Source organism: Romboutsia sp. 13368 (assembly GCF_018336475.1).
GTDB lineage: Bacteria > Bacillota > Clostridia > Peptostreptococcales > Peptostreptococcaceae > Romboutsia.
This window is the reverse complement of record NZ_CP048741.1, coordinates 2,535,918-2,557,950: the sequence shown is the minus strand read 5'-3', so window position 1 is coordinate 2,557,950 and position 22,033 is coordinate 2,535,918. Positions and strand designations below refer to the sequence as shown.

The 22,033-nt window shown below is 35.0% G+C and carries 27 protein-coding genes; all 27 read right to left on the bottom strand.

Features of this window, described 5'->3' with window-relative positions; genetic code table 11:
- Positions 1–34 precede the first annotated feature (34 nt).
- The 27 genes from rplO to rpoB all read right to left on the bottom strand — a co-directional run bounded on the left by rplO (position 35) and on the right by rpoB (position 21,852).
- Positions 35–478 (bottom strand): 50S ribosomal protein L15, encoded by a 444-nt coding sequence (gene rplO, locus G3997_RS11225; protein WP_296645961.1) that lies wholly within the window; start codon positions 476–478, stop codon positions 35–37.
- Between the two features lie 33 nt (positions 479–511).
- Positions 512–697: a 50S ribosomal protein L30 gene (gene rpmD / locus G3997_RS11220; protein WP_071119026.1), complete on the bottom strand. Its 186-nt coding sequence runs from the start codon at positions 695–697 to the stop codon at positions 512–514.
- A 14-nt stretch (positions 698–711) separates the two neighbouring features.
- The gene (rpsE, locus tag G3997_RS11215) at positions 712–1,221 is read right to left on the bottom strand and encodes a 30S ribosomal protein S5 (protein ID WP_296645954.1); all 510 of its coding nucleotides are present in this window, start codon (positions 1,219–1,221) and stop codon (positions 712–714) included.
- A 30-nt stretch (positions 1,222–1,251) separates the two neighbouring features.
- Positions 1,252–1,620: a 50S ribosomal protein L18 gene (gene rplR / locus G3997_RS11210; RefSeq protein ID WP_180702548.1), complete on the bottom strand. Its 369-nt coding sequence runs from the start codon at positions 1,618–1,620 to the stop codon at positions 1,252–1,254.
- A gap of 34 nt (positions 1,621–1,654) precedes the next feature.
- Entirely contained in the window at positions 1,655–2,197 is a 543-nt protein-coding gene (rplF, locus tag G3997_RS11205) for a 50S ribosomal protein L6 (RefSeq protein WP_296645947.1), read from the bottom strand.
- A 30-nt stretch (positions 2,198–2,227) separates the two neighbouring features.
- Positions 2,228–2,626 carry a 30S ribosomal protein S8 gene (gene rpsH, locus G3997_RS11200; RefSeq protein WP_296645944.1) on the bottom strand — a complete coding sequence of 133 codons (399 nt, stop codon included), beginning with the start codon at positions 2,624–2,626 and terminating at the stop codon, positions 2,228–2,230.
- 32 nt (positions 2,627–2,658) lie between these two features.
- Positions 2,659–2,844, bottom strand: a complete 186-nt coding sequence (locus tag G3997_RS11195) for a type Z 30S ribosomal protein S14 (protein WP_071119031.1) — start codon at positions 2,842–2,844, stop codon at positions 2,659–2,661.
- 47 nt (positions 2,845–2,891) lie between these two features.
- Positions 2,892–3,434, bottom strand: a complete 543-nt coding sequence (rplE, locus tag G3997_RS11190) for a 50S ribosomal protein L5 (RefSeq protein WP_071119032.1) — start codon at positions 3,432–3,434, stop codon at positions 2,892–2,894.
- Between the two features lie 25 nt (positions 3,435–3,459).
- Positions 3,460–3,765 carry a 50S ribosomal protein L24 gene (rplX, locus tag G3997_RS11185; RefSeq protein WP_296649525.1) on the bottom strand — a complete coding sequence of 102 codons (306 nt, stop codon included), beginning with the start codon at positions 3,763–3,765 and terminating at the stop codon, positions 3,460–3,462.
- 22 nt (positions 3,766–3,787) lie between these two features.
- On the bottom strand, positions 3,788–4,156 hold the full coding sequence (gene rplN / locus G3997_RS11180; RefSeq protein ID WP_296645934.1) for a 50S ribosomal protein L14: 369 nt from the start codon (positions 4,154–4,156) through the stop codon (positions 3,788–3,790).
- A gap of 26 nt (positions 4,157–4,182) precedes the next feature.
- Positions 4,183–4,437: a 30S ribosomal protein S17 gene (rpsQ, locus tag G3997_RS11175; protein ID WP_071119034.1), complete on the bottom strand. Its 255-nt coding sequence runs from the start codon at positions 4,435–4,437 to the stop codon at positions 4,183–4,185.
- Between the two features lie 22 nt (positions 4,438–4,459).
- Positions 4,460–4,663: a 50S ribosomal protein L29 gene (gene rpmC / locus G3997_RS11170; protein WP_296645925.1), complete on the bottom strand. Its 204-nt coding sequence runs from the start codon at positions 4,661–4,663 to the stop codon at positions 4,460–4,462.
- 1 nt (position 4,664) lies between these two features.
- Positions 4,665–5,096: a 50S ribosomal protein L16 gene (gene rplP, locus G3997_RS11165; RefSeq protein WP_258243328.1), complete on the bottom strand. Its 432-nt coding sequence runs from the start codon at positions 5,094–5,096 to the stop codon at positions 4,665–4,667.
- A 33-nt stretch (positions 5,097–5,129) separates the two neighbouring features.
- Positions 5,130–5,945, bottom strand: coding sequence for a 30S ribosomal protein S3 (rpsC, locus tag G3997_RS11160; protein ID WP_296645917.1), 816 nt, complete (start codon positions 5,943–5,945; stop codon positions 5,130–5,132).
- A gap of 22 nt (positions 5,946–5,967) precedes the next feature.
- Positions 5,968–6,303, bottom strand: coding sequence for a 50S ribosomal protein L22 (gene rplV / locus G3997_RS11155; protein WP_071119038.1), 336 nt, complete (start codon positions 6,301–6,303; stop codon positions 5,968–5,970).
- A gap of 32 nt (positions 6,304–6,335) precedes the next feature.
- Positions 6,336–6,617 carry a 30S ribosomal protein S19 gene (gene rpsS, locus G3997_RS11150; RefSeq protein ID WP_281537506.1) on the bottom strand — a complete coding sequence of 94 codons (282 nt, stop codon included), beginning with the start codon at positions 6,615–6,617 and terminating at the stop codon, positions 6,336–6,338.
- Between the two features lie 35 nt (positions 6,618–6,652).
- Positions 6,653–7,483: a 50S ribosomal protein L2 gene (gene rplB / locus G3997_RS11145; protein ID WP_296645900.1), complete on the bottom strand. Its 831-nt coding sequence runs from the start codon at positions 7,481–7,483 to the stop codon at positions 6,653–6,655.
- Positions 7,484–7,514: 31 nt separating this feature from the next.
- Positions 7,515–7,805 (bottom strand): 50S ribosomal protein L23, encoded by a 291-nt coding sequence (gene rplW / locus G3997_RS11140; RefSeq protein ID WP_071119041.1) that lies wholly within the window; start codon positions 7,803–7,805, stop codon positions 7,515–7,517.
- Positions 7,805–8,428: a 50S ribosomal protein L4 gene (gene rplD / locus G3997_RS11135; protein ID WP_296645897.1), complete on the bottom strand. Its 624-nt coding sequence runs from the start codon at positions 8,426–8,428 to the stop codon at positions 7,805–7,807. Before rplD ends, rplW begins: the two co-directional genes overlap by 1 nt.
- Positions 8,429–8,456: 28 nt before the next feature.
- Positions 8,457–9,086, bottom strand: a complete 630-nt coding sequence (gene rplC / locus G3997_RS11130) for a 50S ribosomal protein L3 (protein ID WP_296645894.1) — start codon at positions 9,084–9,086, stop codon at positions 8,457–8,459.
- 88 nt (positions 9,087–9,174) lie between these two features.
- Positions 9,175–9,486 carry a 30S ribosomal protein S10 gene (gene rpsJ, locus G3997_RS11125; protein ID WP_296645891.1) on the bottom strand — a complete coding sequence of 104 codons (312 nt, stop codon included), beginning with the start codon at positions 9,484–9,486 and terminating at the stop codon, positions 9,175–9,177.
- A 406-nt stretch (positions 9,487–9,892) separates the two neighbouring features.
- A complete protein-coding gene (gene tuf / locus G3997_RS11120; RefSeq protein ID WP_296645888.1) occupies positions 9,893–11,086 on the bottom strand; it encodes an elongation factor Tu in 1,194 nt (397 codons plus the stop codon).
- A 98-nt stretch (positions 11,087–11,184) separates the two neighbouring features.
- Positions 11,185–13,254 carry an elongation factor G gene (gene fusA, locus G3997_RS11115; protein WP_296645885.1) on the bottom strand — a complete coding sequence of 690 codons (2,070 nt, stop codon included), beginning with the start codon at positions 13,252–13,254 and terminating at the stop codon, positions 11,185–11,187.
- Positions 13,255–13,306: 52 nt separating this feature from the next.
- On the bottom strand, positions 13,307–13,777 hold the full coding sequence (gene rpsG / locus G3997_RS11110) for a 30S ribosomal protein S7 (RefSeq protein WP_296645881.1): 471 nt from the start codon (positions 13,775–13,777) through the stop codon (positions 13,307–13,309).
- Positions 13,778–13,897: 120 nt separating this feature from the next.
- Positions 13,898–14,320 (bottom strand): 30S ribosomal protein S12, encoded by a 423-nt coding sequence (gene rpsL, locus G3997_RS11105; RefSeq protein WP_071119069.1) that lies wholly within the window; start codon positions 14,318–14,320, stop codon positions 13,898–13,900.
- 293 nt (positions 14,321–14,613) lie between these two features.
- Entirely contained in the window at positions 14,614–18,102 is a 3,489-nt protein-coding gene (gene rpoC / locus G3997_RS11100; protein ID WP_296645878.1) for a DNA-directed RNA polymerase subunit beta', read from the bottom strand.
- Between the two features lie 42 nt (positions 18,103–18,144).
- Complete coding sequence (rpoB, locus tag G3997_RS11095) at positions 18,145–21,852, bottom strand: DNA-directed RNA polymerase subunit beta (RefSeq protein WP_296645875.1); 3,708 nt, start codon at positions 21,850–21,852, stop codon at positions 18,145–18,147.
- Positions 21,853–22,033 lie beyond the last annotated feature (181 nt).

The window sequence follows — 22,033 nt, the reverse complement described above, 5'->3', positions numbered from 1 at the left end:
CCCCGCCTGTTATGGCTAAGAGTAGCAGATTAGATTAAACTAATTCTGCTTTTCCTCCAGCTTTTTCTATTTTTTCTTGAGCTGAAGCAGTAAACTTAGCAGCTTGAACTGTTAAAGCTCTTTCTAAGTTTCCTTCGCCTAAGATCTTAACGCCGTCTTTTTCTATTTTAGCTATAGCACCTGTAGATTTTAATAATTCTGCAGTTACTACAGTTCCATTTTCAAATCTGTTTAATAATTCAACATTAACTTCTGTGAATACTTTCTTATTTGGGTTAGAGAAACCTCTCTTAGGAAGTCTTCTAGCAAGTGGCATCTGACCACCTTCGAATCCAACTCTAACTCCACCACCTGAACGAGACCATTGTCCTTTTTGTCCACGTCCTGCAGTTTTACCTTGTCCAGTCGCAGTACCTCTACCTAATCTTCTCTTAGCTTTTACTGCACCTTTAGCAGGTTTTAACTCATGTAACTTCATGGATTGCACCTCCTTATCGTACTTCTGTTATTATTACTCAGCTATTTCAGTTACTTCAACTAAATGCTTAACTTTTGTTATCATACCTCTTATTTGGGCATTATCTTCTTTAACAACTACTTGTTCTCTTTTTCTTAATCCTAACGCTTCAACGTTCTTTCTTTGGTTAGGAGTAGTTCCTATTGTACTTCTAACTAATTTTATTTGTAATTTAGCCATCTTTCACTACCTCCTTACCCTAGAAGTTCTTCAACTTTTTTTCCTCTAAGTTGAGCTATTTCTTCAACTGTCTTTAGAGAGTTAAGTCCTTCTATTGTAGCATTTACCATGTTTCTTGGGTTGTTAGATCCTAAAGATTTAGCTCTAACGTCTGTTAATCCAGCTAACTCAAGTACGGCTCTAGCAGGTCCACCAGCTATAACCCCTGTACCTTGCTTAGCAGGCATTATTAATATTTTACCAGCACCGAAGTGTCCGTTAACTTCGTGAGGTATTGTTGTACCAACCATTGGTACGTGTATAAGATTCTTCTTAGCATCTTCTACAGCTTTCTTTATTGCGTCTGGTACTTCCATTGCTTTACCAGTACCAACACCAACGTGTCCGTTTTCATCTCCAACTACTACTAATGCTGCAAATCTGAAGTTTCTACCACCTTTTACAACTTTAGTAACACGTCTAACTTCAACAACTTTTTCTTTTAAATCAAGTTGTCTTGCATCTATCGGCTTACGACGTAACATGTGCATTTCCCTCCTTTGTTTCTTGTATAATTAGAACTTAAGTCCAGCTTCTCTAGCAGCTTCTGCTAAAACTTGAACTCTACCGTGATATAAGTATCCACCTCTGTCAAATACAACTTCAGTGATTCCTTTTTCTATAGCTCTCTTAGCGATCATTGCTCCGACCATTTTAGCTGCTTCTTTGTTACCACCGTGGTTAACAGCTCCTTTTACTTCTGCATCTAAAGAAGACGCAGCTGTAAGAGTAACTCTATTAGCATCATCTATTATTTGAGCGTATATATTGTTAGAACTTCTGAATACACATAATCTTGGTCTTTGAGTAGTTCCAGTTATCTTTCTTCTAACTCTTTTGTGTCTTTGAAGTCTGTTAGCATTCTTATCAGCTTTCTTTAACATCAGGCCCACTCCTTTCTAGTGTTTAAGTTTGGTATTATTTCTTACCAGTTTTACCTTCTTTACGTCTTACAACTTCACCAGCGTATCTTATACCTTTACCTTTGTATGGCTCTGGCTTTCTCCAGTCTCTTATCTTAGCAGCGTAGTTTCCTACTAATTGCTTATCGATACCTTTTACTACTAACTCAGTTTGGTTAGGAACTTCAACTGTTAATCCTTCTGGATCTTCCATTTCTACTGGATGAGAGAATCCTAAGTTCATAACTAATTTCTTTCCTTGTTTTTGAGCTCTGTATCCAACACCAACTAACTCTAATTTCTTTTCGAAACCGTTAGTAACACCTATAACCATATTATCTAATAAAGTTCTAGTTAATCCGTGTAAAGATCTGTGTTGCTTGTTGTTTGTAGGTCTTTCAACAGTTATAGTATTTTCTTCTTGCTTTATGCTCATAGCAGCATCAAATTGCTTAGTTAATGTACCTTTTGGTCCTTTTACTGTAACTAAGTTTCCTTCAGCTATAGTAACTTCAACTCCTGCAGGTACAGTTATTGGTTTAACTCCTATTCTTGACATAGTCGCACCTCCTTACATTGTTCGTTTTTATTACCAAACGTAGCAGATTACTTCTCCACCAACATTTTCTTTTCTAGCTTGCTTATCAGTTAATATCCCTTTTGAAGTAGATATTATTGATATACCTAATCCGTTTAATACTCTTGGCACTTCATGCTTAGCAGCATAAACTCTCATACCAGGCTTAGATATTCTCTTAAGTCCTGATATAACTCTTTCGCCAGTTTGTCCGTACTTTAATTGTATTCTTATTATTCCTTGCTTTCCATCTTCTATAACATCGTAACCTCTGATGAAACCTTCTTCTAATAAGATTCTAGATAATTCTTTCTTCATATTAGATGCTGGAACATCAACAGTTTCATGCTTAACAACGTTAGCATTTCTTATACGAGTTAGCATATCCGCTATTGGATCTGTCATTGTCATATTGAAACCCTCCTTCCATTTTGGTCAAGCTTCTACCAGCTTGCTTTTCTTACACCAGGTATTTGACCTTTATAAGCTAATTCTCTGAAGCATATACGGCATATACCGAATTTTCTTAAAACCGAATGTGGTCTACCACATATAGTACATCTAGTGTATTCTCTAGTAGCGTACTTTTGCTTTCTTTGTTGTTTTACAACCATCGCTTTTCTTGCCACTGGAATCCCTCCTTCATAATTAACTTAGAAAATGTCCTTTTCTAAGCTTACTTAGAAAACGGCATTCCTAATAATTTTAATAATTCACGTGCTTCTTCGTCAGTCTTTGCAGTCGTAACGAATATTATATCCATTCCTCTTACTTTGTCTACCTTATCGTATTCTATTTCAGGGAATATTAATTGCTCTTTAACACCTAAAGCGTAGTTTCCTCTACCATCGAATGCGTTAGCGTTAACTCCTCTGAAGTCTCTAACTCTTGGTAAAGATACAGAAACTAACTTGTCCATGAAGTAGAACATTTTGTCAGCTCTTAATGTAACTTTCGCTCCTATTGGCATTCCTTCTCTTAATTTGAAGTTAGCAACTGATTTTCTAGCTCTAGTTATAACTGGCTTTTGACCAGATATCATTTCCATTTCTTCTACAGCTTTTTCTAATCCTTTTGGATTTTCTCTAGCATCGCCTATACCCATGTTTATAACTATCTTGTCTAACTTAGGTATTTCCATAACGTTTTTGTATCCAAATTTCTCCATTAAAGCAGGAGCAACTTCTTTCATGTATTTTTCTTGTAATCTAGAAGCCATTTAAGGTCCCTCCTTTCAAGCTATATTATATTTCTTTTCCGCTCTTAACTGCTACTCTTACTTTTTTTCCATCCTTCATTTCAAATCTAACTCTTGTCCCTTTTCCTGTTTCAGGATCTAGTGGCATTACGTTAGATATGTGTATTGAAGCTTCTTTGTTTACTATTCCACCTTGTGGGTTCATAGCGTTTGGCTTTTGGTGCTTAGTTATTACGTTAACTCCTTCAACTACAACTCTGTTAGCTTTAGGCATTACTTTAACAACTGTACCTTTTTTACCTTTGTCTTTACCTGCTATAACTACAACAGTATCACCTTTTTTAACACGCATCATGTCCTATTGCACCTCCTTATTATAGTACTTCTGGAGCAAGAGAAACTATTTTCATAAAGTCATTATCTCTTAACTCTCTAGCAACAGGCCCGAATATACGAGTTCCTACTGGAGTTTTGTCGTCTTTTATTATAACAGCTGCGTTTTCATCGAAAGATATATAACTTCCGTCTTTACGTCTTACGCCTTGCTTTGTTCTAACTATAACAGCTTTAACAACTTTACCTTTTTTTACAACTCCACCAGGTGTTGCACTTTTAACAGTAGCAACTATTACGTCGCCTATGTTACCAAATCTTCTTTTACTTCCGCCTAGTACACGTATACATAGTATTTCTTTTGCACCAGAGTTATCAGCAACTCTTAGACGTGTTTCTTGTTGTATCATATCGTAATCCCTCCTTTTCCAAAAAACTACTTAACTTTCTCAACAACTTCAACTAATCTGAATCTTTTATCTTTTGATAAAGGTCTAGTTTCCATTATTTTTACTCTGTCTCCGATTCTGCATACATTTTGCTCATCGTGAGCTTTGAACTTCTTAGTTCTCTTAACAGGCTTATTATATAATGGGTGACGTACGAAATCTTCAACTGCAACAACTATAGTTTTATCCATTTTGTCACTTACAACACGGCCTATTCTAACTTTTCTTCTTCCTCTTTCCATGTTTAAAAGCCTCCTTTCCAAATTAAGCTCTAGTTTCGTTTAATCTTCTTTCAGCAAGGACAGTCTTAACTCTAGCTATATCCTTTTTAACGAATTTTATTCTAGCTGTATTTTCTAATTGACCAGTAGCTAATTGGAATCTTAAGCTAAATAATTCACTTTTGAAGTCATTTAACTTATTCATTAGCTCTTCGCTTGTTAAACTTTTTAATTCTTTAGCTTGCATCCTATTCACCACCCTTTACTTCTAAATCTTCTCTTTTTACAAACTTACATTTAACTGGAAGTTTATGCATTGCAAGTCTCATAGCTTCTCTAGCTTTATCTTCAGAAACACCTGCTAATTCGAACATAACTCTTCCTGGCTTAACTACTGCTACCCAGTATTCTGGAGAACCTTTACCAGCACCCATACGAGTTTCAGCTGGCTTTCTTGTTACAGGCTTATGAGGGAATATTTTTATCCAAACTTTCCCGCCTCTTTTTATTGATCTAGTCATCGCGATTCTGGCAGCTTCTATTTGGTTAGAAGTTATCCAAGAAGCTTCTAATGCAACTAATCCGAACTCTCCGTAAGTAACTGTGTTACCTTTTTGAGCCTTCCCAGCCATACTTCCTCTATGAACTCTACGACGTTTTACTCTCTTTGGCATTAACATGAGTATTTCCTCCTTCCTCGAACCTTATTAATATTAGTTTCCTTTGTTTTCAGTTCTTTGAGGTCTTGATCCTTGAGGTCTTTGTCCTCTGTTTCCTCTATTATCATTTCCTCTTCTGTTATCTCTTCTATCGTTTCTTCTGTTATCTCTTCTATCGTTTCTCTTGCTATCTCTTCTATCGTTTCTTCTGTCTTCTCTTGGGTTTACACCGTTTCTAGTTGGTAAAACTTCTCCGTTGCATATCCAAACTTTTATACCAGTTTTTCCGTAAGTAGTGTTAGCTTCAGCGAAACCATAGTTTATATCAGCTCTTAATGTTTGTAAAGGAACATTTCCTTCGCTGTATCCTTCAGTTCTAGCCATTTCAGCTCCACCTAATCTACCAGAAGCAGATACTTTTATACCTTTAACTCCTGACTTCATAGCTCTTTGTATAGCTTGCTTCATAGCTCTTCTGAATGCAACCCTTCTTTCTATAGCTAACGCTATGTTTTCTGCTACTAATTGAGCATCCTTATCAGGGTTTCTAACTTCAACTATGTTAACTATTACAGTCTTCTTAGTCATTTTTTCTAATTCAGCTTTTAATGCATCTATTCCAGCACCAGCTTTTCCTATAACTACACCTGGCTTAGCAACGTGTAAGTCTAATTTTAATTTGTTAGCTGATCTTTCTATTTCTATCTTAGCAACTCCAGCTGAGTATAATCTTTTCTTTAAGAAATTACGTACATTATGGTCTTCTAATAATAAGTTTCCGAATTCTTTCTTATCAGTTGTGAACCATCTTGAGTCCCAATCTTTTATAACACCGACTCTTAGTCCGTGTGGATTAACCTTTTGACCCATTATTATCCCTCCTATCTATTAATTATTTTCTTTCCTTAAGAACAACCTCTATATGAGAAGTTCTCTTTCTTATCATTGTTGCTCTACCCATAGCTCTAGGCATGAATCTCTTCATTGTAGGTCCTTGGTTTGCAACTATTGATGCAACGTATAATTTATCAGCATCCATTTCATGATTGTTTTCAGCGTTTGCTTTAGCAGACTTTACAACCTTAGCTATTATTTCAGCCGCTCCTCTTGGAGTGAACTTTAATATTGCTAATGCTTCATCAACATTTTTTCCTCTAACAAGGTCACAGATTTGTCCTGCTTTTCTTGGTGATACACGTACATATTTAGCAGTAGCTTTTGCTTCCATTTGCTATTCCTCCTTCCTTAGTCAGAAATTTATTATTTTCTCTTATTAGATTTTTCGTCGTCCTTGTGTCCTTTGAAAGTTCTTGTAGGAACGAATTCACCTAATTTATGTCCAACCATGTCTTCTGTTATAAATACAGGAACATGTCTTCTTCCATCATGAACAGCTATAGTATGTTCTACCATTTGTGGGAATATAGTTGAAGATCTTGACCAAGTCTTTATAACTTCTTTATTTCCGTTAGCGTTCATTTCTTCTATTTTCTTTAAAAGTCTTGCATGGACGAAAGGTCCTTTTTTAGTTGATCTTGACATTTAATTTCCTCCTTTCCGGGCAAAAAGTAAATCTATTACTTAGTTCTTCTTGATACTATTAACTTATCAGAAGCTTTGTTTTTCTTTCTAGTTTTGTATCCAAGAGCTGGTTTACCCCATGGAGTAACTGGTGAAGGTCTACCTATTGAAGTTCTACCTTCCCCACCACCGTGTGGATGGTCACAAGGGTTCATTACAGATCCTCTAACAGTAGGTCTTATACCCATATGTCTCTTTCTACCAGCTTTACCTATAACAACGTTACCGTGTTCTATGTTACCAACTTGTCCTATAGTAGCTTTACAGTCTATAGAAACGTATCTCATTTCTCCTGATGGTAATCTTAATAAAGCTTTCTTTCCTTCTTTAGCCATTAATTGAGCAGAAACTCCAGCAGATCTTACTAATTGAGCTCCTTTACCTGGCTTTAATTCTATGTTGTGTACTACTGTACCTACTGGCATATCTTTTAATGCCATAGCATTTCCTGGCTTTATATCAGCTGTTGGTCCTGATAATACTGTAGTTCCAACTTCTAATCCAACTGGTGCTAATATATAAGCTTTTTCACCATCTACGTAGTGTAATAAAGCTATGTTAGCTGTTCTGTTTGGATCGTATTCTATAGTTGCAACCTTTGCAGGTATTCCATCTTTATTTCTCTTGAAATCTATTATTCTGTATTTTCTTCTGTTTCCTCCACCTCTGTGACGAACAGTTATTTTACCTTGTGCATTTCTACCAGAGTTTTTCTTTAAAGAAACTAATAAAGATTTTTCTGGTTGATTACAAGTTATTTCATCAGAAACTAAAACTGTCATTTGTCTTAAGGCAGGAGAAGTTGGTTTAAACTTTTTTATAGCCATCTGTTTTCCCTCCTTCATTAGTTAGGGTTAATTACATTCCTTGGAAGAATTCTATTTCTTTGCTATCAGCAGTTAATTTAACTACTGCTTTCTTAAAGCTTGCAGTTCTTCCTTCATGTCTACCCATTCTTTTAACTTTTCCATCGTAGTTTAATGTATTAACTTTTTCTACATTTACTCCGAATATAGCTTCTACAGCTTTCTTTATTTCAGTCTTGTTTGCATCTTTAGCAACAACGAAAGTATATTTCTTGTTAGCCATTTCCATCATACTTTGCTCAGTTACAACTGGCTTTTTTATTATATCATGTGGATTAGTCATTATGCGTACACCTCCTCCACTTTTTTAACAGCGTCTGTTGTTATTATGAATGAATCATACTTTAATATATCGTAAACATTTATAGTGTTAACTGTAGCAGTTGCAACACCTTCTATGTTCTTAGCTGATCTTATTACGTTTTCGTTATTTTCAGCTGTTACTACTAAAGCTTTCTTAGCAGCATTTACATTCTTTAATATTTGAACGAATTCTTTAGTCTTAGGAGCTTCCATGTTTAAAGCATCTAATACTATCATTTCTCCGTTTTGTACTTTAGAAGTTAAAGCGCTCTTCATAGCTAATCTTCTAACTTTCTTTGGTAATGTGTAGTTGTAGCTTCTTGGCTTTGGTGCGAAAGCAACTCCTCCACCTACCCATTGTACTGCTCTTATAGAACCTTGTCTAGCTCTACCAGTTCCTTTTTGTTTCCAAGGCTTTCTTCCGCCACCTCTAACTTCTGCTCTAGTCTTAGCAGATTGAGTACCTTGTCTCTTGTTTGCTAATTGATTTTTAACAACTTCATATAAAACATGTTCATTAACTTCTACGTTGAATATAGAATCTACTAATTCTATTTCTCCAACATTTTGTCCATTAATATTTAATACATTTAATTTTGGCATTGTGCTTCCTCCTTTCTTAGGTTAGTCATTATTTAGAAGACTTAACAGCTTCCTTTATAGTTACCATTGAACCTTTAGGTCCTGGTATAGCACCTTTAACTAATATAAGGTTCTTATCAGCATCTACTCTAACAACCTCTAAGTTTTGAACAGTAACTTTAACGCTACCCATGTGTCCTGCTAGTTTTTTGTTTTTGAAAACTCTACCTGGGAAAGAACATGCTCCCATTGAACCTGGTCTTCTGTGGTATCTAGAACCGTGAGATTCAGGACCTCTAGATTGTCCATGTCTCTTTATTGGACCTTGGAATCCTTTACCTTTACTTGTTCCAGTAACATCTATTTTTTCTCCTGCAGCGAATAAATCAGCTTTTATTTCTTGTCCAACTGTGAATTCTTCTACAGCGTTTACTCTGAATTCTTTTAAGTGTTTCTTTAAAACATTAGCAGCAGCTAAATGTCCTTTTTGTGGTTTGTTTAAAGATTTTTCTTTAGCATCTTCAAAACCAACTTGTATTGCATTGTATCCGTCTTTCTCAACTGTTTTAACTTGAGTTACAACGTTTGGTCCTGCCTCAACAACTGTTACAGGTATTACTATACCTTCTTCAGTGAATATTTGAGTCATACCTAGTTTTTTTCCTAATATACCTTTCATATTAGCACCTCCTATAATCTTACAGCGGATTATAATTCTATAATCATACTAAGACAATCTCCTTATAGGATAATATCTTAGGTTGCTATTATAACTTTATTTCTATATCAACACCAGCTGGTAAGTCTAATCTCATTAATGAGTCAACAGTCTTAGGTGTTGGGTTAGCTATGTCGATTAATCTCTTATGAGTTCTTATTTCGAATTGCTCTCTAGAGTCTTTGTACTTGTGTACAGCTCTTAATATAGTTACTATTTGCTTTTCTGTTGGTAGTGGCACAGGTCCTGAAACTTGTGATCCAGCCTTCTTAGCAGTTTCAACTATTTTAGAAGCTGAAAAATCTAATAATTTGTGATCATATGATTTTAATCTTATTCTTATTTTTTCATTTTGAGCCATTTTAATTTCCCTCCTTTATCGCACGTTTAATCTTAATTGTTACGCGCGACTTATGCCGATACACTGCTCCGGGTGTGTTGCATTTTTAAATCGACAATAGGTCGCTACTAACTAAGATGTAGTTTATTTTTTCGTATCTCTCAAGCACACTATTACATTTTACATTATTTCTTTTATTTTTTCAAGTTTTTTTTAAATTTTCATAAATTTTATTTTTTATGTAAAACTCGACTGAAACTTGATTTATTTCCTTTAACAAAGCACTCATTTAGTATATAAAATTTATTAGATTTTGTCAATGAAATATAAATAGTATATTATTACTATTTATCAAATTTATTCTTTTAAATAAAAAAGAGAGGTTATACCTCTCTTTTTATCTATTGATTAATCACTTTAAAGAAGATTATTCAACTATAGAAGCAACAACTCCTGATGCTACTGTTCTTCCACCTTCTCTTATTGCGAATCTTAATCCTTCTTCTATTGCTATTGAGTTTATTAACTCAACTGACATTGTTACGTTATCTCCAGGCATAACCATTTCTATACCTTCTGGTAACTTACAAGCTCCTGTAACGTCTGTTGTTCTGAAGTAGAATTGTGGTCTGTATCCATCGAAGAATGGAGTGTGTCTTCCACCTTCTTCTTTTTTAAGAACGTATACTTCTGCCATGAACTTAGTATGAGGCTTAACTGTTCCTGGCTTAGCCATAACTTGTCCTCTTTCTATTTCATTTCTTTGTACCCCTCTTATTAATGCTCCTATGTTATCTCCAGCTTGTGCTTGGTCTAATAACTTTCTGAACATTTCTACTCCTGTTACTACAACTTTTCTTGGCTCATCAGCTAAACCTACTATTTCAACTTCGTCTTGAACCTTTAATACTCCTCTTTCAACTCTACCTGTAGCAACTGTTCCTCTACCTGTTATAGAGAATACGTCTTCTACTGGCATTAAGAAGTTCTTATCAACATCTCTTTCTGGTTCTGGTATATAAGCATCTATTTGCTCGAATAATTCAACTATTTTGTCTCCCCACTCAGAAGCTGGGTTTTCTAATGCCATTAAAGCAGATCCTCTTATTATTGGAGTGTCATCTCCTGGGAATTCGTACTCATTTAATAAGTCTCTTATTTCCATTTCAACTAACTCTAATAATTCTTCATCGTCTACCATGTCACACTTGTTTAAGAATACTACTATGTATGGTACACCAACTTGTCTTGATAATAATATATGCTCTCTTGTTTGAGGCATTGGTCCATCTGTTGCTGAACAAACTAATATAGCACCGTCCATTTGAGCAGCACCTGTTATCATGTTCTTAACGTAGTCAGCATGTCCTGGGCAGTCAACGTGAGCGTAGTGTCTGTTTGGAGTTTCGTACTCAACGTGAGCAGTTGATATTGTGATACCTCTTTCTCTTTCTTCTGGAGCTTTATCTATGTTAGCAAAGTCTACAGCTTCTCCTAATTGGTATCTTTCATGTAAAGTTTTTGTTATAGCAGCTGTTAATGTAGTTTTACCGTGGTCAACGTGTCCTATTGTTCCTATATTAACGTGTGGTTTATTTCTTTCAAATTTAGCTTTAGCCATTTTGAAATACCTCCCTATATATATTTTAGGTAAGACGAGTAAAACTCGTCTTACTCATTTTAATTTATGTTAATTTTATTAATAAAATAATAAACTAATTAGTTTCTTCCTTCAGCTATTTTCTTAGCAACTGAAGCTGGAACTTGCTCGTAGTGGTCAAATATCATAGTGTAAGTTGCACGACCTTGAGTAGTAGATCTTAACTCAGTAGAGTATCCGAACATTTCTGAAAGTGGAACGAATGCATTTATAACTTGTGCACCAGATCTAGCTTCCATACCTTGTATTAAACCTCTCTTAGAGTTTAATCCACCCATAACGTCTCCCATGTATTCTTCAGGAGTAACAACTTCAACTTTGAAGTATGGCTCTAATAATACAGAATTTCCTTTTCTTAAAGCTTCTTTCATAGCCATTGAACCAGCCATTTTGAATGCCATTTCTGATGAATCGACTTCATGGTAAGAACCATCGTATAATTCAACAGCAACGTCAACAACTGGGTATCCAGCAACTACACCAGATGCCATAGCACCTTGTATACCTGCATCAGTTGGTCCAACGTATTCTTTTGGTACAGATCCACCAACAGTCTTGTTTTCGAATACATAACCAGCACCTGGTTCTTGAGGGTTAACTCTTATCTTAACGTGACCGTATTGTCCTCTACCACCTGATTGCTTAGAGTACTTGTACTCTATATCAACTGGTTGAGTTATTGTTTCTCTGTAAGCAACTTGTGGAGCACCAACGTTAGCTTCAACTTTGAATTCTCTTAATAATCTATCAACTATTATCTCTAAGTGTAATTCACCCATTCCAGATATTATAGTTTGTCCTGTTTCTTCGTCAGTTTTAACTGTGAAAGTTGGATCTTCTTCAGTTAACTTTTGAAGAGCAGTTCCCATTTTTTCTTGAGCAGCTTTAGACTTTGGCTCTATAGCAACAGATATAACTGGCTCTGGGAATTCCATAGATTCAAGTATTATAGCATGTGCAGGATCACATAAAGTATCTCCAGTAGTAGTATCTTTTAATCCTACTGCTGCAGCTATATCTCCAGCATATACTTCAGATATTTCTTCTCTTGTATTAGCATGCATTTGAAGTATACGACCTATTCTTTCTCTCTTGTTTTTAGTAGAGTTAAGAACGTAAGATCCACTTGTTATTACCCCAGAGTAAACTCTGAAGAATGCTAACTTACCAACGAATGGGTCAGTCATTATTTTGAATGCTAATGCTGAGAATGGTTCTTCGTCAGAAGATTGTCTAGCTGCTTCTTCACCATCTGGTAATATACCTTTTATAGCTTCTATATCAGTTGGAGCTGGTAAGTAATCAACAACACCATCTAATAATAACTGAACACCTTTGTTTCTGTATGCAGATCCACAGAATACTGGGTTCATTTCACAAGCTATAGTAGCTTTTCTTATAGCAGTTTTTATTTCTTCTACAGAGAATTCTTCTCCTTCAAGATATTTCATCATTAACTCTTCATCAGTTTCAGCAACAGCTTCTATAAGCTTTTCTCTCCACTCTTGAGCTAATTCTTTCATATCTTCTGGTATTTCAGTTCTTTCTATTACTTTTCCTAAGTCGTCTTTGTATATGTGAGCACACATTTCTACTAAGTCAACTTCACCTTCTAACCAGTCTTCTTTACCTATTGGTAATTGAACAGGTACTGCATTTGCACTTAATCTGTCTTTCATCATTTGTACAACATTGTAGAAGTCTGCACCCATGATATCCATTTTGTTTACAAATGCTATTCTAGGTACACCGTAGTTATCTGCTTGTCTCCATACGTTCTCAGATTGAGGTTCAACCCCACCTTTAGCACAGAATACAGCAACTGAACCGTCAAGAACTCTTAGAGATCTTTCAACCTCAACTGTGAAGTCGACGTGTCCTGGTGTATCTATTATGTTTATTCTATGGTCTTTCCATGCAGCAGTAGTAGCAGCAGAAGTTATTGTTATACCTCTCTCCTTCTCTTGCTCCATCCAGTCCATTTGAGAAGCTCCTTCGTGAGTTTCTCCTATTTTATGTGTTTGCCCTGTATAGAAAAGGATTCTTTCTGTAGTAGTAGTTTTTCCTGCATCTATATGAGCCATGATTCCTATATTTCTAGTTCTTTCTAAAGGAAACTTTCTAGCCATGGTTCTCCTCCTTGTGATATCCCTTATAAGGTATCAATTATATCCTATTTTATTAGAATCTATAATGAGCAAATGCTTTATTAGCTTCTGCCATCTTATGAGTATCTTCTTTCTTCTTAACTGAAGCTCCTGTGTTGTTAGCAGCGTCCATTATTTCTTTCGCTAACTTTTCAACCATTCCTTTTTCTCCACGAGCTCTAGTGTAGTTTACTAACCATCTTAAACCTAAAGTTTGTCTTCTCTCAGGTCTAACTTCAACTGGAACTTGGTAGTTAGCTCCACCAACTCTTCTTGCTTTAACTTCTAAAACAGGCATTATGTTATCCATAGCTCTGTTGAATACTTCTATAGCTTCTTCTCCTGTTTTTTCAGCTATCATAGCGAAAGCATCATAAACTATTGTTTGAGCTTTCCCTTTTTTTCCGTCTATCATTAAATTGTTTATTAACTTAGTAACAACTTTACTTCCATACATTGGATCAGCTAATACTTCTCTCTTTGGAACATTACCTTTTCTTGGCATTTTGCTTCCCTCCTTAATTATTTAATCTTAAATCATAGGTACTCGACATTAATAACGCCGTGATGCCATAAATACATATATATTTAAAGCACCGCACATATAATTAATTGTTAGTTTTTATTATTTCTTTGCAGCTTTAGGTCTCTTAGCACCGTACTTAGATCTAGCTTGCATTCTCTTATCAACACCTGCAGTATCTAAAGTACCTCTTAATATGTGGTATCTAACCCCTGGAAGGTCTTTAACTCTTCCTCCTCTTATAAGAACAACACTATGCTCTTGTAAGTTGTGTCCTTCTCCTGGTATATAAGCAGAAACTTCTATTCCGTTTGTTAATCTAACTCTGGCAACTTTTCTTAAAGCTGAGTTAGGCTTCTTAGGAGTAACTGTTTTTACTGAAGTACAAACTCCTCTTTTTTGTGGAGCACTAGCATCAGTAGCTTTCTTGTGTAAAGAGTTGAATCCCTTTTGTAATGCTGGAGCAGTAGATTTCTTTTCTATTGCTTGTCTGTTTTTACGAACTAATTGGTTAATTGTTGGCATCATCTGCACCTCCTTCCAAAATTTTCGATCTTTAAATGACCGCCAACTACGTCAGTATAAATAACACTGACATGTTTTGTAACAAAAGTTACATGTACAATTAAATGTCTATTAACACACATAAATATGTGGTTTTTAGCTCTTTTGCAGTTTGGTGCTGCTAGTTCATTTATTAAAAAGTCTAATCAAAGATCACTAATATTTTTTCAAATTTTAGCGATCTTCGATTACACACTTTTACATTTTATCACCCTAACATAGATACTGTCAAGGTTTCTTTATCTGTTATTATCTTAGTCTTGTATTTTTTCAACAGCTATGTTTTTATATCTCTTCATACCTGTTCCTGCTGGTATTAACTTACCTAATATAACATTTTCTTTAAGACCTATTAAGTGGTCTTCTTTTCCTTTTATAGCAGCTTCAGTTAATACTCTTGTTGTTTCTTGGAATGAAGCAGCTGATAAGAATGAATCTGTAGCAAGAGATGCCTTAGTTATACCAAGTAATACTCTATTAGCAACAGCAGGCTTTAATCCTTGAGCTATAGCTTCTTCATTACACTTATCAAATGTTAATACATCTTCATATCCACCTGGGATTAATTCTGTATCTCCTGGATCCTCAACCTTAACTTTAGAAATCATTTGTCTTACTATAACTTCTATATGCTTATCGTTAACGTCAACCCCTTGCATTCTATAAACTCTTTGAACTTCTTTAACGATATAGTCTTGAACTCCGCCTATACCTTTAACTCTTACTATGTCATGTGGGTTTATAGAACCTTGAGTTAATGGATCACCAGCTTCAACCATTTGTCCATGCTTAACTCTTATTCTTGATCCATAAGGTATAGCATAAACTTCTGTTTCTCCATTTTCAGGAACTATGTTTATTTCTTTTCTCTTACCAGTTTCGTCTATTTCAACTCTACCAGTTATTTCTGTTATGATAGCTAAACCTTTAGGTTTTCTTGCTTCAAATAATTCTTCAACCCTTGGAAGACCTTGAGTTATATCTCCTCCGGCAACCCCACCTGTATGGAATGTACGCATTGTAAGCTGAGTACCTGGTTCACCGATTGATTGAGCAGCTATTATACCAACAGCTTCTCCTATATTAACTTCTTTACCTGTAGCAAGGTTTCTACCATAACACTTAGTACAAACACCATGGTTTGTCTTACAGTTAAGAACTGTTCTTATTTGTACAGTTTCTATTCCTGCAGCTATTATCTTTTCAGCATCATCTTCTTGTATCATAGAATCAGCTTCTACTATAACTTCTCCAGTAGTTGGGTTTACTATAGCATCTATAGTGTATCTACCAACTATTCTGTCGTATAGTACTTCTATTACTTCGTTTCCATCTTTTATAGCAAATGTTTCTGTAGTTTCTGTAGTACCACAGTCAACCTCTCTTACTATAACATCTTGACTGACATCAACAAGTCTTCTTGTTAAGTATCCTGAGTCAGCTGTACGAAGTGCTGTATCGGCAAGACCCTTTCTAGCCCCGTGTGAAGATGTGAAGTATTCCATTACTGATAAACCTTCACGGAAGTTAGATTTAACTGGAACCTCAACTGTTTTACCAGATGCATTGGCCATCAGACCACGCATACCAGCTAACTGTCTTATCTGGTTCTTAGAACCTCTGGCTCCTGAGTGTGCCATTATATATATATTATTAAGTCTTTCTAATCCTTCCATAAGAGCATCTGTAACTTTTTCAGTTGTTTCTGTCCAAGTTTCTATAACTCTTTCATATCTTTCTTCGTCAGAGATTAGACCTCTTCTATATGCTTTTTCATATTTATCAACTTTTTCTTCAGCTGCTGTTATATAACCTTTCTTAGCTTCTGGTATCTTCATATCAGCAACCGCAACTGTTATACCACCTCTAGTAGAGTATTTGAACCCTAAAGATTTTATGTGGTCAAGTAATACAGCTGTATCTGTGTTTCCATGCTTTCTGAAACACTTATCTATTATCTTTCCTAAAGCTTTTTTGTCAACTAAGAAGTCTATTTCTAATCCAAATGGATCTACACTTCTGTCTACAAATCCTAAGTCTTGAGGTATATTTTCATTGAATATGAATCTACCTACAGTACTTTCAACTATAGAGCTTCTTCCATCCTCTAATACAACTCTCATTTTTACTAAAGAGTGTAATTGAACAGCTTGGTTTTGATAAGCAAGTAACATTTCATTGAAGTCTTTGAATACTGTTCCTGTTCCTTTTTCTCCACCTTGAGCTTCTATTGTTAAGTAGTAACATCCTAAAACCATATCCTGAGAAGGAGTAGTTATTGGGCTACCATCTTTAGGAGCTAGTATGTTATTTACAGATAACATTAAGAATCTAGCTTCTGCTTGTGCTTCTACTGATAAAGGTACGTGTACCGCCATTTGGTCACCGTCGAAGTCGGCATTGTACGCTGTACATACAAGTGGATGTAGCTTTATAGCTTTTCCTTCAACTAAAACTGGTTCAAATGCTTGTATACCTAATCTATGAAGAGTAGGGGCACGGTTAAGAAGAACTGGATGACTCTTTATAACATCTTCTAAAACATCCCATACTTCTGGTTTAACTTTTTCTACTATAGATTTTGCACTCTTTATGTTGTGTGCAAATCCTTCTTTAACTAATTTATCCATAACGAATGGCTTGAATAATTCAAGAGCCATTTTCTTAGGAAGACCACATTGATAGAATTTAAGTTCTGGTCCAACAACTATAACTGAACGTCCTGAGTAGTCAACACGTTTACCAAGTAAGTTTTGACGGAAACGTCCTTGCTTACCTTTTAACATGTCTGATAATGACTTAAGTGGTCTATTACCAGGTCCTGTTACAGGTCTACCTCTTCTACCATTGTCTATTAAAGCATCTACTGCTTCTTGAAGCATTCTCTTTTCATTTCTTACGATAATGTCAGGAGCTCCAAGTTCTAGTAATCTCTTTAATCTGTTGTTTCTGTTTATAACTCTTCTATATAAATCATTTAAGTCAGAAGTGGCAAATCTTCCTCCATCAAGTTGAACCATAGGTCTTAAATCTGGAGGTATTACAGGTATAGCATCTAATATCATCCATTCTGGTCTATTTCCAGATTTTCTGAAAGCTTCTACCACTTCTAATCTTCTTATTGTTCTAACTCTTTTTTGACCTGTACTGTCTTTTAAGTCAGCTCTTAATTCTTTACTTTCTTTTTCTAGGTCTATGTTTTGTAGTAATTGCTTAACAGCTTCAGCACCCATACCTACAGTGAAAGTATTGTATCCATACTTATCAACAGCAGCTCTGTATTCTTTTTCTGTTAATAGTTGTTTTTCATTTAATCCTGTTTCACCTGGATCAACTACAACATAAGAAGCAAAGTATAATATTTTTTCTAAAGATCTTGGTGACATATCAAGTAAAAGACCCATTCTACTTGGTATACCTTTGAAGTACCAGATATGAGACATAGGAGCTGCTAGCTCTATATGTCCCATTCTTTCTCTTCTTACTTTAGCCTTTGTTACTTCTACTCCACATCTATCACAAACTACACCTTTGTATCTTACTCTTCTATACTTACCACAGTGACATTCCCAGTCTTTTTGAGGTCCGAATATTCTTTCACAGAATAGACCATCTTTTTCTGGTTTTAATGTACGGTAGTTTATTGTTTCAGGTTTCTTTACTTCTCCTCTAGACCATTGTCTTATTTTTTCTGGAGAAGCTAATGCTATTTTTATCGACTCAAAATTGTTTAATTCAAACAAGGAGTTCTCTCCCTTCTATTTGATATTTGCGGTTAATTAAATTTATACATCAAAGTCTTCATCTTCATAGTTTAATGATTCGAAGTCTTCTTCATCTTCAAAGTCTAAACTATCTATGTCTTCTTCATCATTTTCGATGAATTCGTCATCTATTTCTTCTATTATATGATTTTGTTCTACTTCATTCATGTTATCTATAACATCTAATTCGAACTCACCAGTTGTATCATCCATATCTAAAGATTCTCTTACTTCTATTTCTTGATCTTCTTCTGATAATACTTTTACATCTAAGCATAAACTTTGAAGTTCTTTTATAAGAACCTTGAATGATTCTGGTATTCCTGGCTCAGGTATATTTTCACCTTTAACTATTGCTTCGTACGCTCTAACACGTCCTACAACGTCATCTGACTTAACAGTTAATATTTCTTGAAGTATGTGAGCAGCTCCGTATGCTTCTAGAGCCCAAACCTCCATCTCCCCGAATCTCTGTCCACCAAATTGTGCTTTACCACCTAATGGTTGTTGAGTAACTAAAGAGTATGGTCCTGTACTTCTTGCATGTAACTTGTCATCAACAAGGTGATGCAGTTTTAACATGTACATGTATCCAACTGTTATTCTGTTATCGAATGTTTCACCTGTTCTACCATCATATAATGTTAATTTACCATCTTCAGGGTAACCTGCTTCTACTAAAGCCTTTCTTATATCTGACTCTTTAGCACCATCAAATACTGATGTAGCTACATGCCATCCTAAAGCCTTAGCTGCAAGACCTAAGTGAACTTCTAGAACCTGTCCGATGTTCATACGAGATGGTATACCTTGTGGGTTAAGAACTATGTCAAGTGGAGTTCCGTCTTCTGTGAACGGCATGTCTTCTTGTGGTAATACTCTTGATATAACCCCTTTGTTACCGTGACGTCCGGCCATCTTATCTCCAACTTTTATCTTTCTCTTTTGAGCTATATAACATCTAACAAGTTCGTTAACTCCTGGAGATAAATCATCTCCATTTTCTCTAGTAAACACTTTTACGTCTACTATTATACCACCTTCACCATGTGGTACTTTAAGTGAAGTATCTCTAACTTCTCTAGCTTTTTCTCCGAATATTGCACGAAGTAATCTTTCTTCAGCTGTAAGTTCAGTTTCTCCTTTAGGAGTTACTTTACCTACTAATATATCTCCTGAATCTACTTCAGCACCTATTCTTATTATACCTCTTTCATCTAAGTCCTTTATAGCACTTTCTCCAACGTTAGGTATATCTCTAGTTATTTCTTCTGGTCCTAGTTTTGTATCTCTAGCTTCACATTCATATTCTTCTATATGAATTGTAGATAATCTATCTTCTTTAACTAATTTTTCGTTTATTAAGATAGCATCCTCATAGTTGTAACCTTCCCAAGTCATGAACGCTACGAACATATTTCTACCTAATGCTATTTCCCCAAGGTCAGTAGCTGGTCCATCTGCTATAACGTCACCCTTTTCTATTTGGTCACCTTTATTTATTATAGGAGTTTGGTTTATACAAGTACCTGCGTTTGAACGTTTAAACTTAAGTAATTTGTATCTATCTTTTACTCCGTCTTCTCTTTTTATTATTATTTCATCAGCTGTTACTCTCTCTGCTATACCAGAGTTTTTAGCAACAACAACTGCACCTGAGTCCTTAGCAGCTCTATATTCAACTCCTGTACCTATAACTGGTGCTTCTCTTCTAACTAGAGGCACTGCTTGACGTTGCATGTTCGCTCCCATTAGCGCACGGTTGGCATCGTCATTTTCTAAGAATGGTATCATAGCAGTCGCTATAGAAACAACTTGCTTTGGAGATATATCCATGTAGTCAACTCTGTTAACAGGAACTAGTTCAACTGCACCATTTACAGTTCTACAAACTACTCTCTTGTTTACAAAAGTACCATCTTCTTCTAATGGTTCATTTGCTTGGGCTCTTATGAATAAATCTTCTTCATCAGCAGTTAAGTAATGTATCTCATTAGTAACTCTTCCAGATTCTTTGTCAACTTTTCTATAAGGAGACTCTATGAATCCAAATTCATTTATCTTAGCATAAGTAGATAATGAGTTTATAAGACCGATGTTTGGTCCTTCTGGAGTTTCTATCGGACACATTCTTCCGTAGTGAGAATGATGAACGTCACGCACTTCGAATCCAGCTCTTTCTCTTGAAAGACCTCCTGGTCCTAATGCAGATAATCTTCTCTTATGTGTTAACTCAGATAACGGGTTATTTTGATCCATGAACTGTGATAACTGAGAACTTCCGAAGAACTCTTTTATCGCAGCAGAAACTGGTCTTATGTTAACTAACGCTTGTGGCGTTATAGCTTCCATATCTTGAACAGTCATTCTTTCTCTTATAACTCTTTCCATTCTAGAAAGACCTATTCTAACTTGGTTTTGTAATAACTCACCAACTGATCTTATTCTTCTGTTACCTAAGTGATCTATATCATCTATATTTCCAATATCATGGAATAAGTTGAATTCATAGTTTATAGAAGCTATTATATCATCTAATAATATATGCTTTGGTATAAGTTCTTTTATTCTGAACTTTATAGCTTCTTTTATTTCTTCTTCATCACTATAAGCTTCTAAAATTTCTTTTAAAGTTGGATAGTGAACTTGTTCTTTTATATCTAATTCATCTATATCGAAATCAACATGTGATTTTATATCAACGAAATTATTTCCTATAACTTTAACAGATTTTTCATCTTCAGCTAATAAAGTAACTACATTTATACCTGAATTTTGTATATCCTTAGCAACTTCATAGCTTATCTTATCGCCAGCTTTAACGAATACTTCTCCTGTTTCAGGATTTACTATATCTTCAGCTGATATTTTATTCATTATTCTATAGCATAAAGCAAGTTTCTTGTTGAATTTATATCTACCTACTTTTGCTAAATCATATCTCTTAGGATCGAAGAATAATGCATTTAATAAAGAAGATGCACTTTCTACTGTTGGAGGTTCACCCGGTCTTAACTTTTTGTATATTTCTATTAGACCCTCTTCAACTGTTTTAGTGTTATCTTTTTCTAAAGTTGCAGCTAATCTTTCATCTTCACCTAATAGTTCTATTATCTCAGCATCTGTACCTATACCTAAAGCTCTTAATAAAACTGTAACTGGTTGTTTTCTAGTTCTATCAACTCTTACAGATATTACATCGTTTGAATCTGTTTCGTACTCTAACCATGCTCCTCTGTTTGGTATAACTGTAGATGAGATTAATTTTTTACCCGTTTTATCTCTTTCTAGAGCATAGTATACTCCTGGAGATCTAACTAATTGACTTACTATAACTCTCTCTGCACCGTTGATAACAAAAGTACCTTTTTCAGTCATTAATGGGAAATCGCCCATGAAGACTTCTTGCTCTTTTATTTCACCAGTTTCCTTGTTTATAAGTCTTACTTTTACTTTTAGAGGTGCACAATATGTAGCATCTCTATCTTTACATTCTTCTATATCGTATTTAGGTTTATCATCTAAAGAGTAATCTACAAATTCTAATATAAGATTACCTGTGTAATCTTCTATTGGAGAAATATCCTCAAAAACTTCTTTAAGACCCTCTTCAATAAACCACTTATAAGAATCTACTTGTAGTTCTATAAGATTTGGCACGTCAGCTATTTCTTTTATCTTAGAAAAGCTCATTCTAGTCCTTTTACCTATCGTGACAGGATGTGGCATTCACTATTCACCTCTCAATAATTAAAAATAAAACCATAGTTCATTGTAACGCATCTAATAATTTTATCATAACAAATAACATTTTTCAATATATAACTTATGTATAGACTCGTATAAATAATGCTTTTCATAAAATATGCATTATTTATTATGTACAAAATTCTAATCTAAAATTCTATTT

What these genes read in the sequence shown, in the direction of transcription:
- rplE (WP_071119032.1), bottom strand. Translation starts at nt 3,434, where the DNA reads ATGGCTTCTAGATTACAAGAAAAATACATGAAAGAAGTTGCTCCTGCT.
- rpmD (WP_071119026.1), bottom strand. Translation starts at nt 697, where the DNA reads ATGGCTAAATTACAAATAAAATTAGTTAGAAGTACAATAGGAACTACT.
- rpsL (WP_071119069.1), bottom strand. Translation starts at nt 14,320, where the DNA reads ATGCCAACAATTAACCAATTAGTTCGTAAAAACAGACAAGCAATAGAA.
- rpsG (WP_296645881.1), bottom strand. Translation starts at nt 13,777, where the DNA reads ATGCCAAGAAAAGGTAATGTTCCAAAGAGAGAAGTATTAGCTGATCCA.
- rplP (WP_258243328.1), bottom strand. Translation starts at nt 5,096, where the DNA reads ATGTTAATGCCAAAGAGAGTAAAACGTCGTAGAGTTCATAGAGGAAGT.
- rpsQ (WP_071119034.1), bottom strand. Translation starts at nt 4,437, where the DNA reads ATGGAAAGAGGAAGAAGAAAAGTTAGAATAGGCCGTGTTGTAAGTGAC.
- rplX (WP_296649525.1), bottom strand. Translation starts at nt 3,765, where the DNA reads ATGCGTGTTAAAAAAGGTGATACTGTTGTAGTTATAGCAGGTAAAGAC.
- rpsC (WP_296645917.1), bottom strand. Translation starts at nt 5,945, where the DNA reads ATGGGTCAAAAGGTTAATCCACACGGACTAAGAGTCGGTGTTATAAAA.
- rpsE (WP_296645954.1), bottom strand. Translation starts at nt 1,221, where the DNA reads ATGTTACGTCGTAAGCCGATAGATGCAAGACAACTTGATTTAAAAGAA.
- rplD (WP_296645897.1), bottom strand. Translation starts at nt 8,428, where the DNA reads ATGCCAAAATTAAATGTATTAAATATTAATGGACAAAATGTTGGAGAA.
- rpsS (WP_281537506.1), bottom strand. Translation starts at nt 6,617, where the DNA reads ATGTCAAGATCAACTAAAAAAGGACCTTTCGTCCATGCAAGACTTTTA.
- rplF (WP_296645947.1), bottom strand. Translation starts at nt 2,197, where the DNA reads ATGTCAAGAATAGGAGTTAAACCAATAACTGTACCTGCAGGAGTTGAA.
- rpmC (WP_296645925.1), bottom strand. Translation starts at nt 4,663, where the DNA reads ATGCAAGCTAAAGAATTAAAAAGTTTAACAAGCGAAGAGCTAATGAAT.
- rplB (WP_296645900.1), bottom strand. Translation starts at nt 7,483, where the DNA reads ATGGCTATAAAAAAGTTTAAACCAACTTCTCCTGCCTTAAGACAAATG.
- rplC (WP_296645894.1), bottom strand. Translation starts at nt 9,086, where the DNA reads ATGAAAGGTATATTAGGAAAAAAACTAGGTATGACTCAAATATTCACT.
- rplO (WP_296645961.1), bottom strand. Translation starts at nt 478, where the DNA reads ATGAAGTTACATGAGTTAAAACCTGCTAAAGGTGCAGTAAAAGCTAAG.
- rplW (WP_071119041.1), bottom strand. Translation starts at nt 7,805, where the DNA reads ATGACTAATCCACATGATATAATAAAAAAGCCAGTTGTAACTGAGCAA.
- rpsJ (WP_296645891.1), bottom strand. Translation starts at nt 9,486, where the DNA reads ATGGCTCAAAATGAAAAAATAAGAATAAGATTAAAATCATATGATCAC.
- rplV (WP_071119038.1), bottom strand. Translation starts at nt 6,303, where the DNA reads ATGGAAGCAAAAGCTACTGCTAAATATGTACGTGTATCACCAAGAAAA.
- tuf (WP_296645888.1), bottom strand. Translation starts at nt 11,086, where the DNA reads ATGGCTAAAGCTAAATTTGAAAGAAATAAACCACACGTTAATATAGGA.
- rplN (WP_296645934.1), bottom strand. Translation starts at nt 4,156, where the DNA reads ATGATACAACAAGAAACACGTCTAAGAGTTGCTGATAACTCTGGTGCA.
- fusA (WP_296645885.1), bottom strand. Translation starts at nt 13,254, where the DNA reads ATGGCTAGAAAGTTTCCTTTAGAAAGAACTAGAAATATAGGAATCATG.
- rpsH (WP_296645944.1), bottom strand. Translation starts at nt 2,626, where the DNA reads ATGACAATGACAGATCCAATAGCGGATATGCTAACTCGTATAAGAAAT.
- rplR (WP_180702548.1), bottom strand. Translation starts at nt 1,620, where the DNA reads ATGTTAAAGAAAGCTGATAAGAATGCTAACAGACTTCAAAGACACAAA.
- rpoB (WP_296645875.1), bottom strand. Translation starts at nt 21,852, where the DNA reads ATGCCACATCCTGTCACGATAGGTAAAAGGACTAGAATGAGCTTTTCT.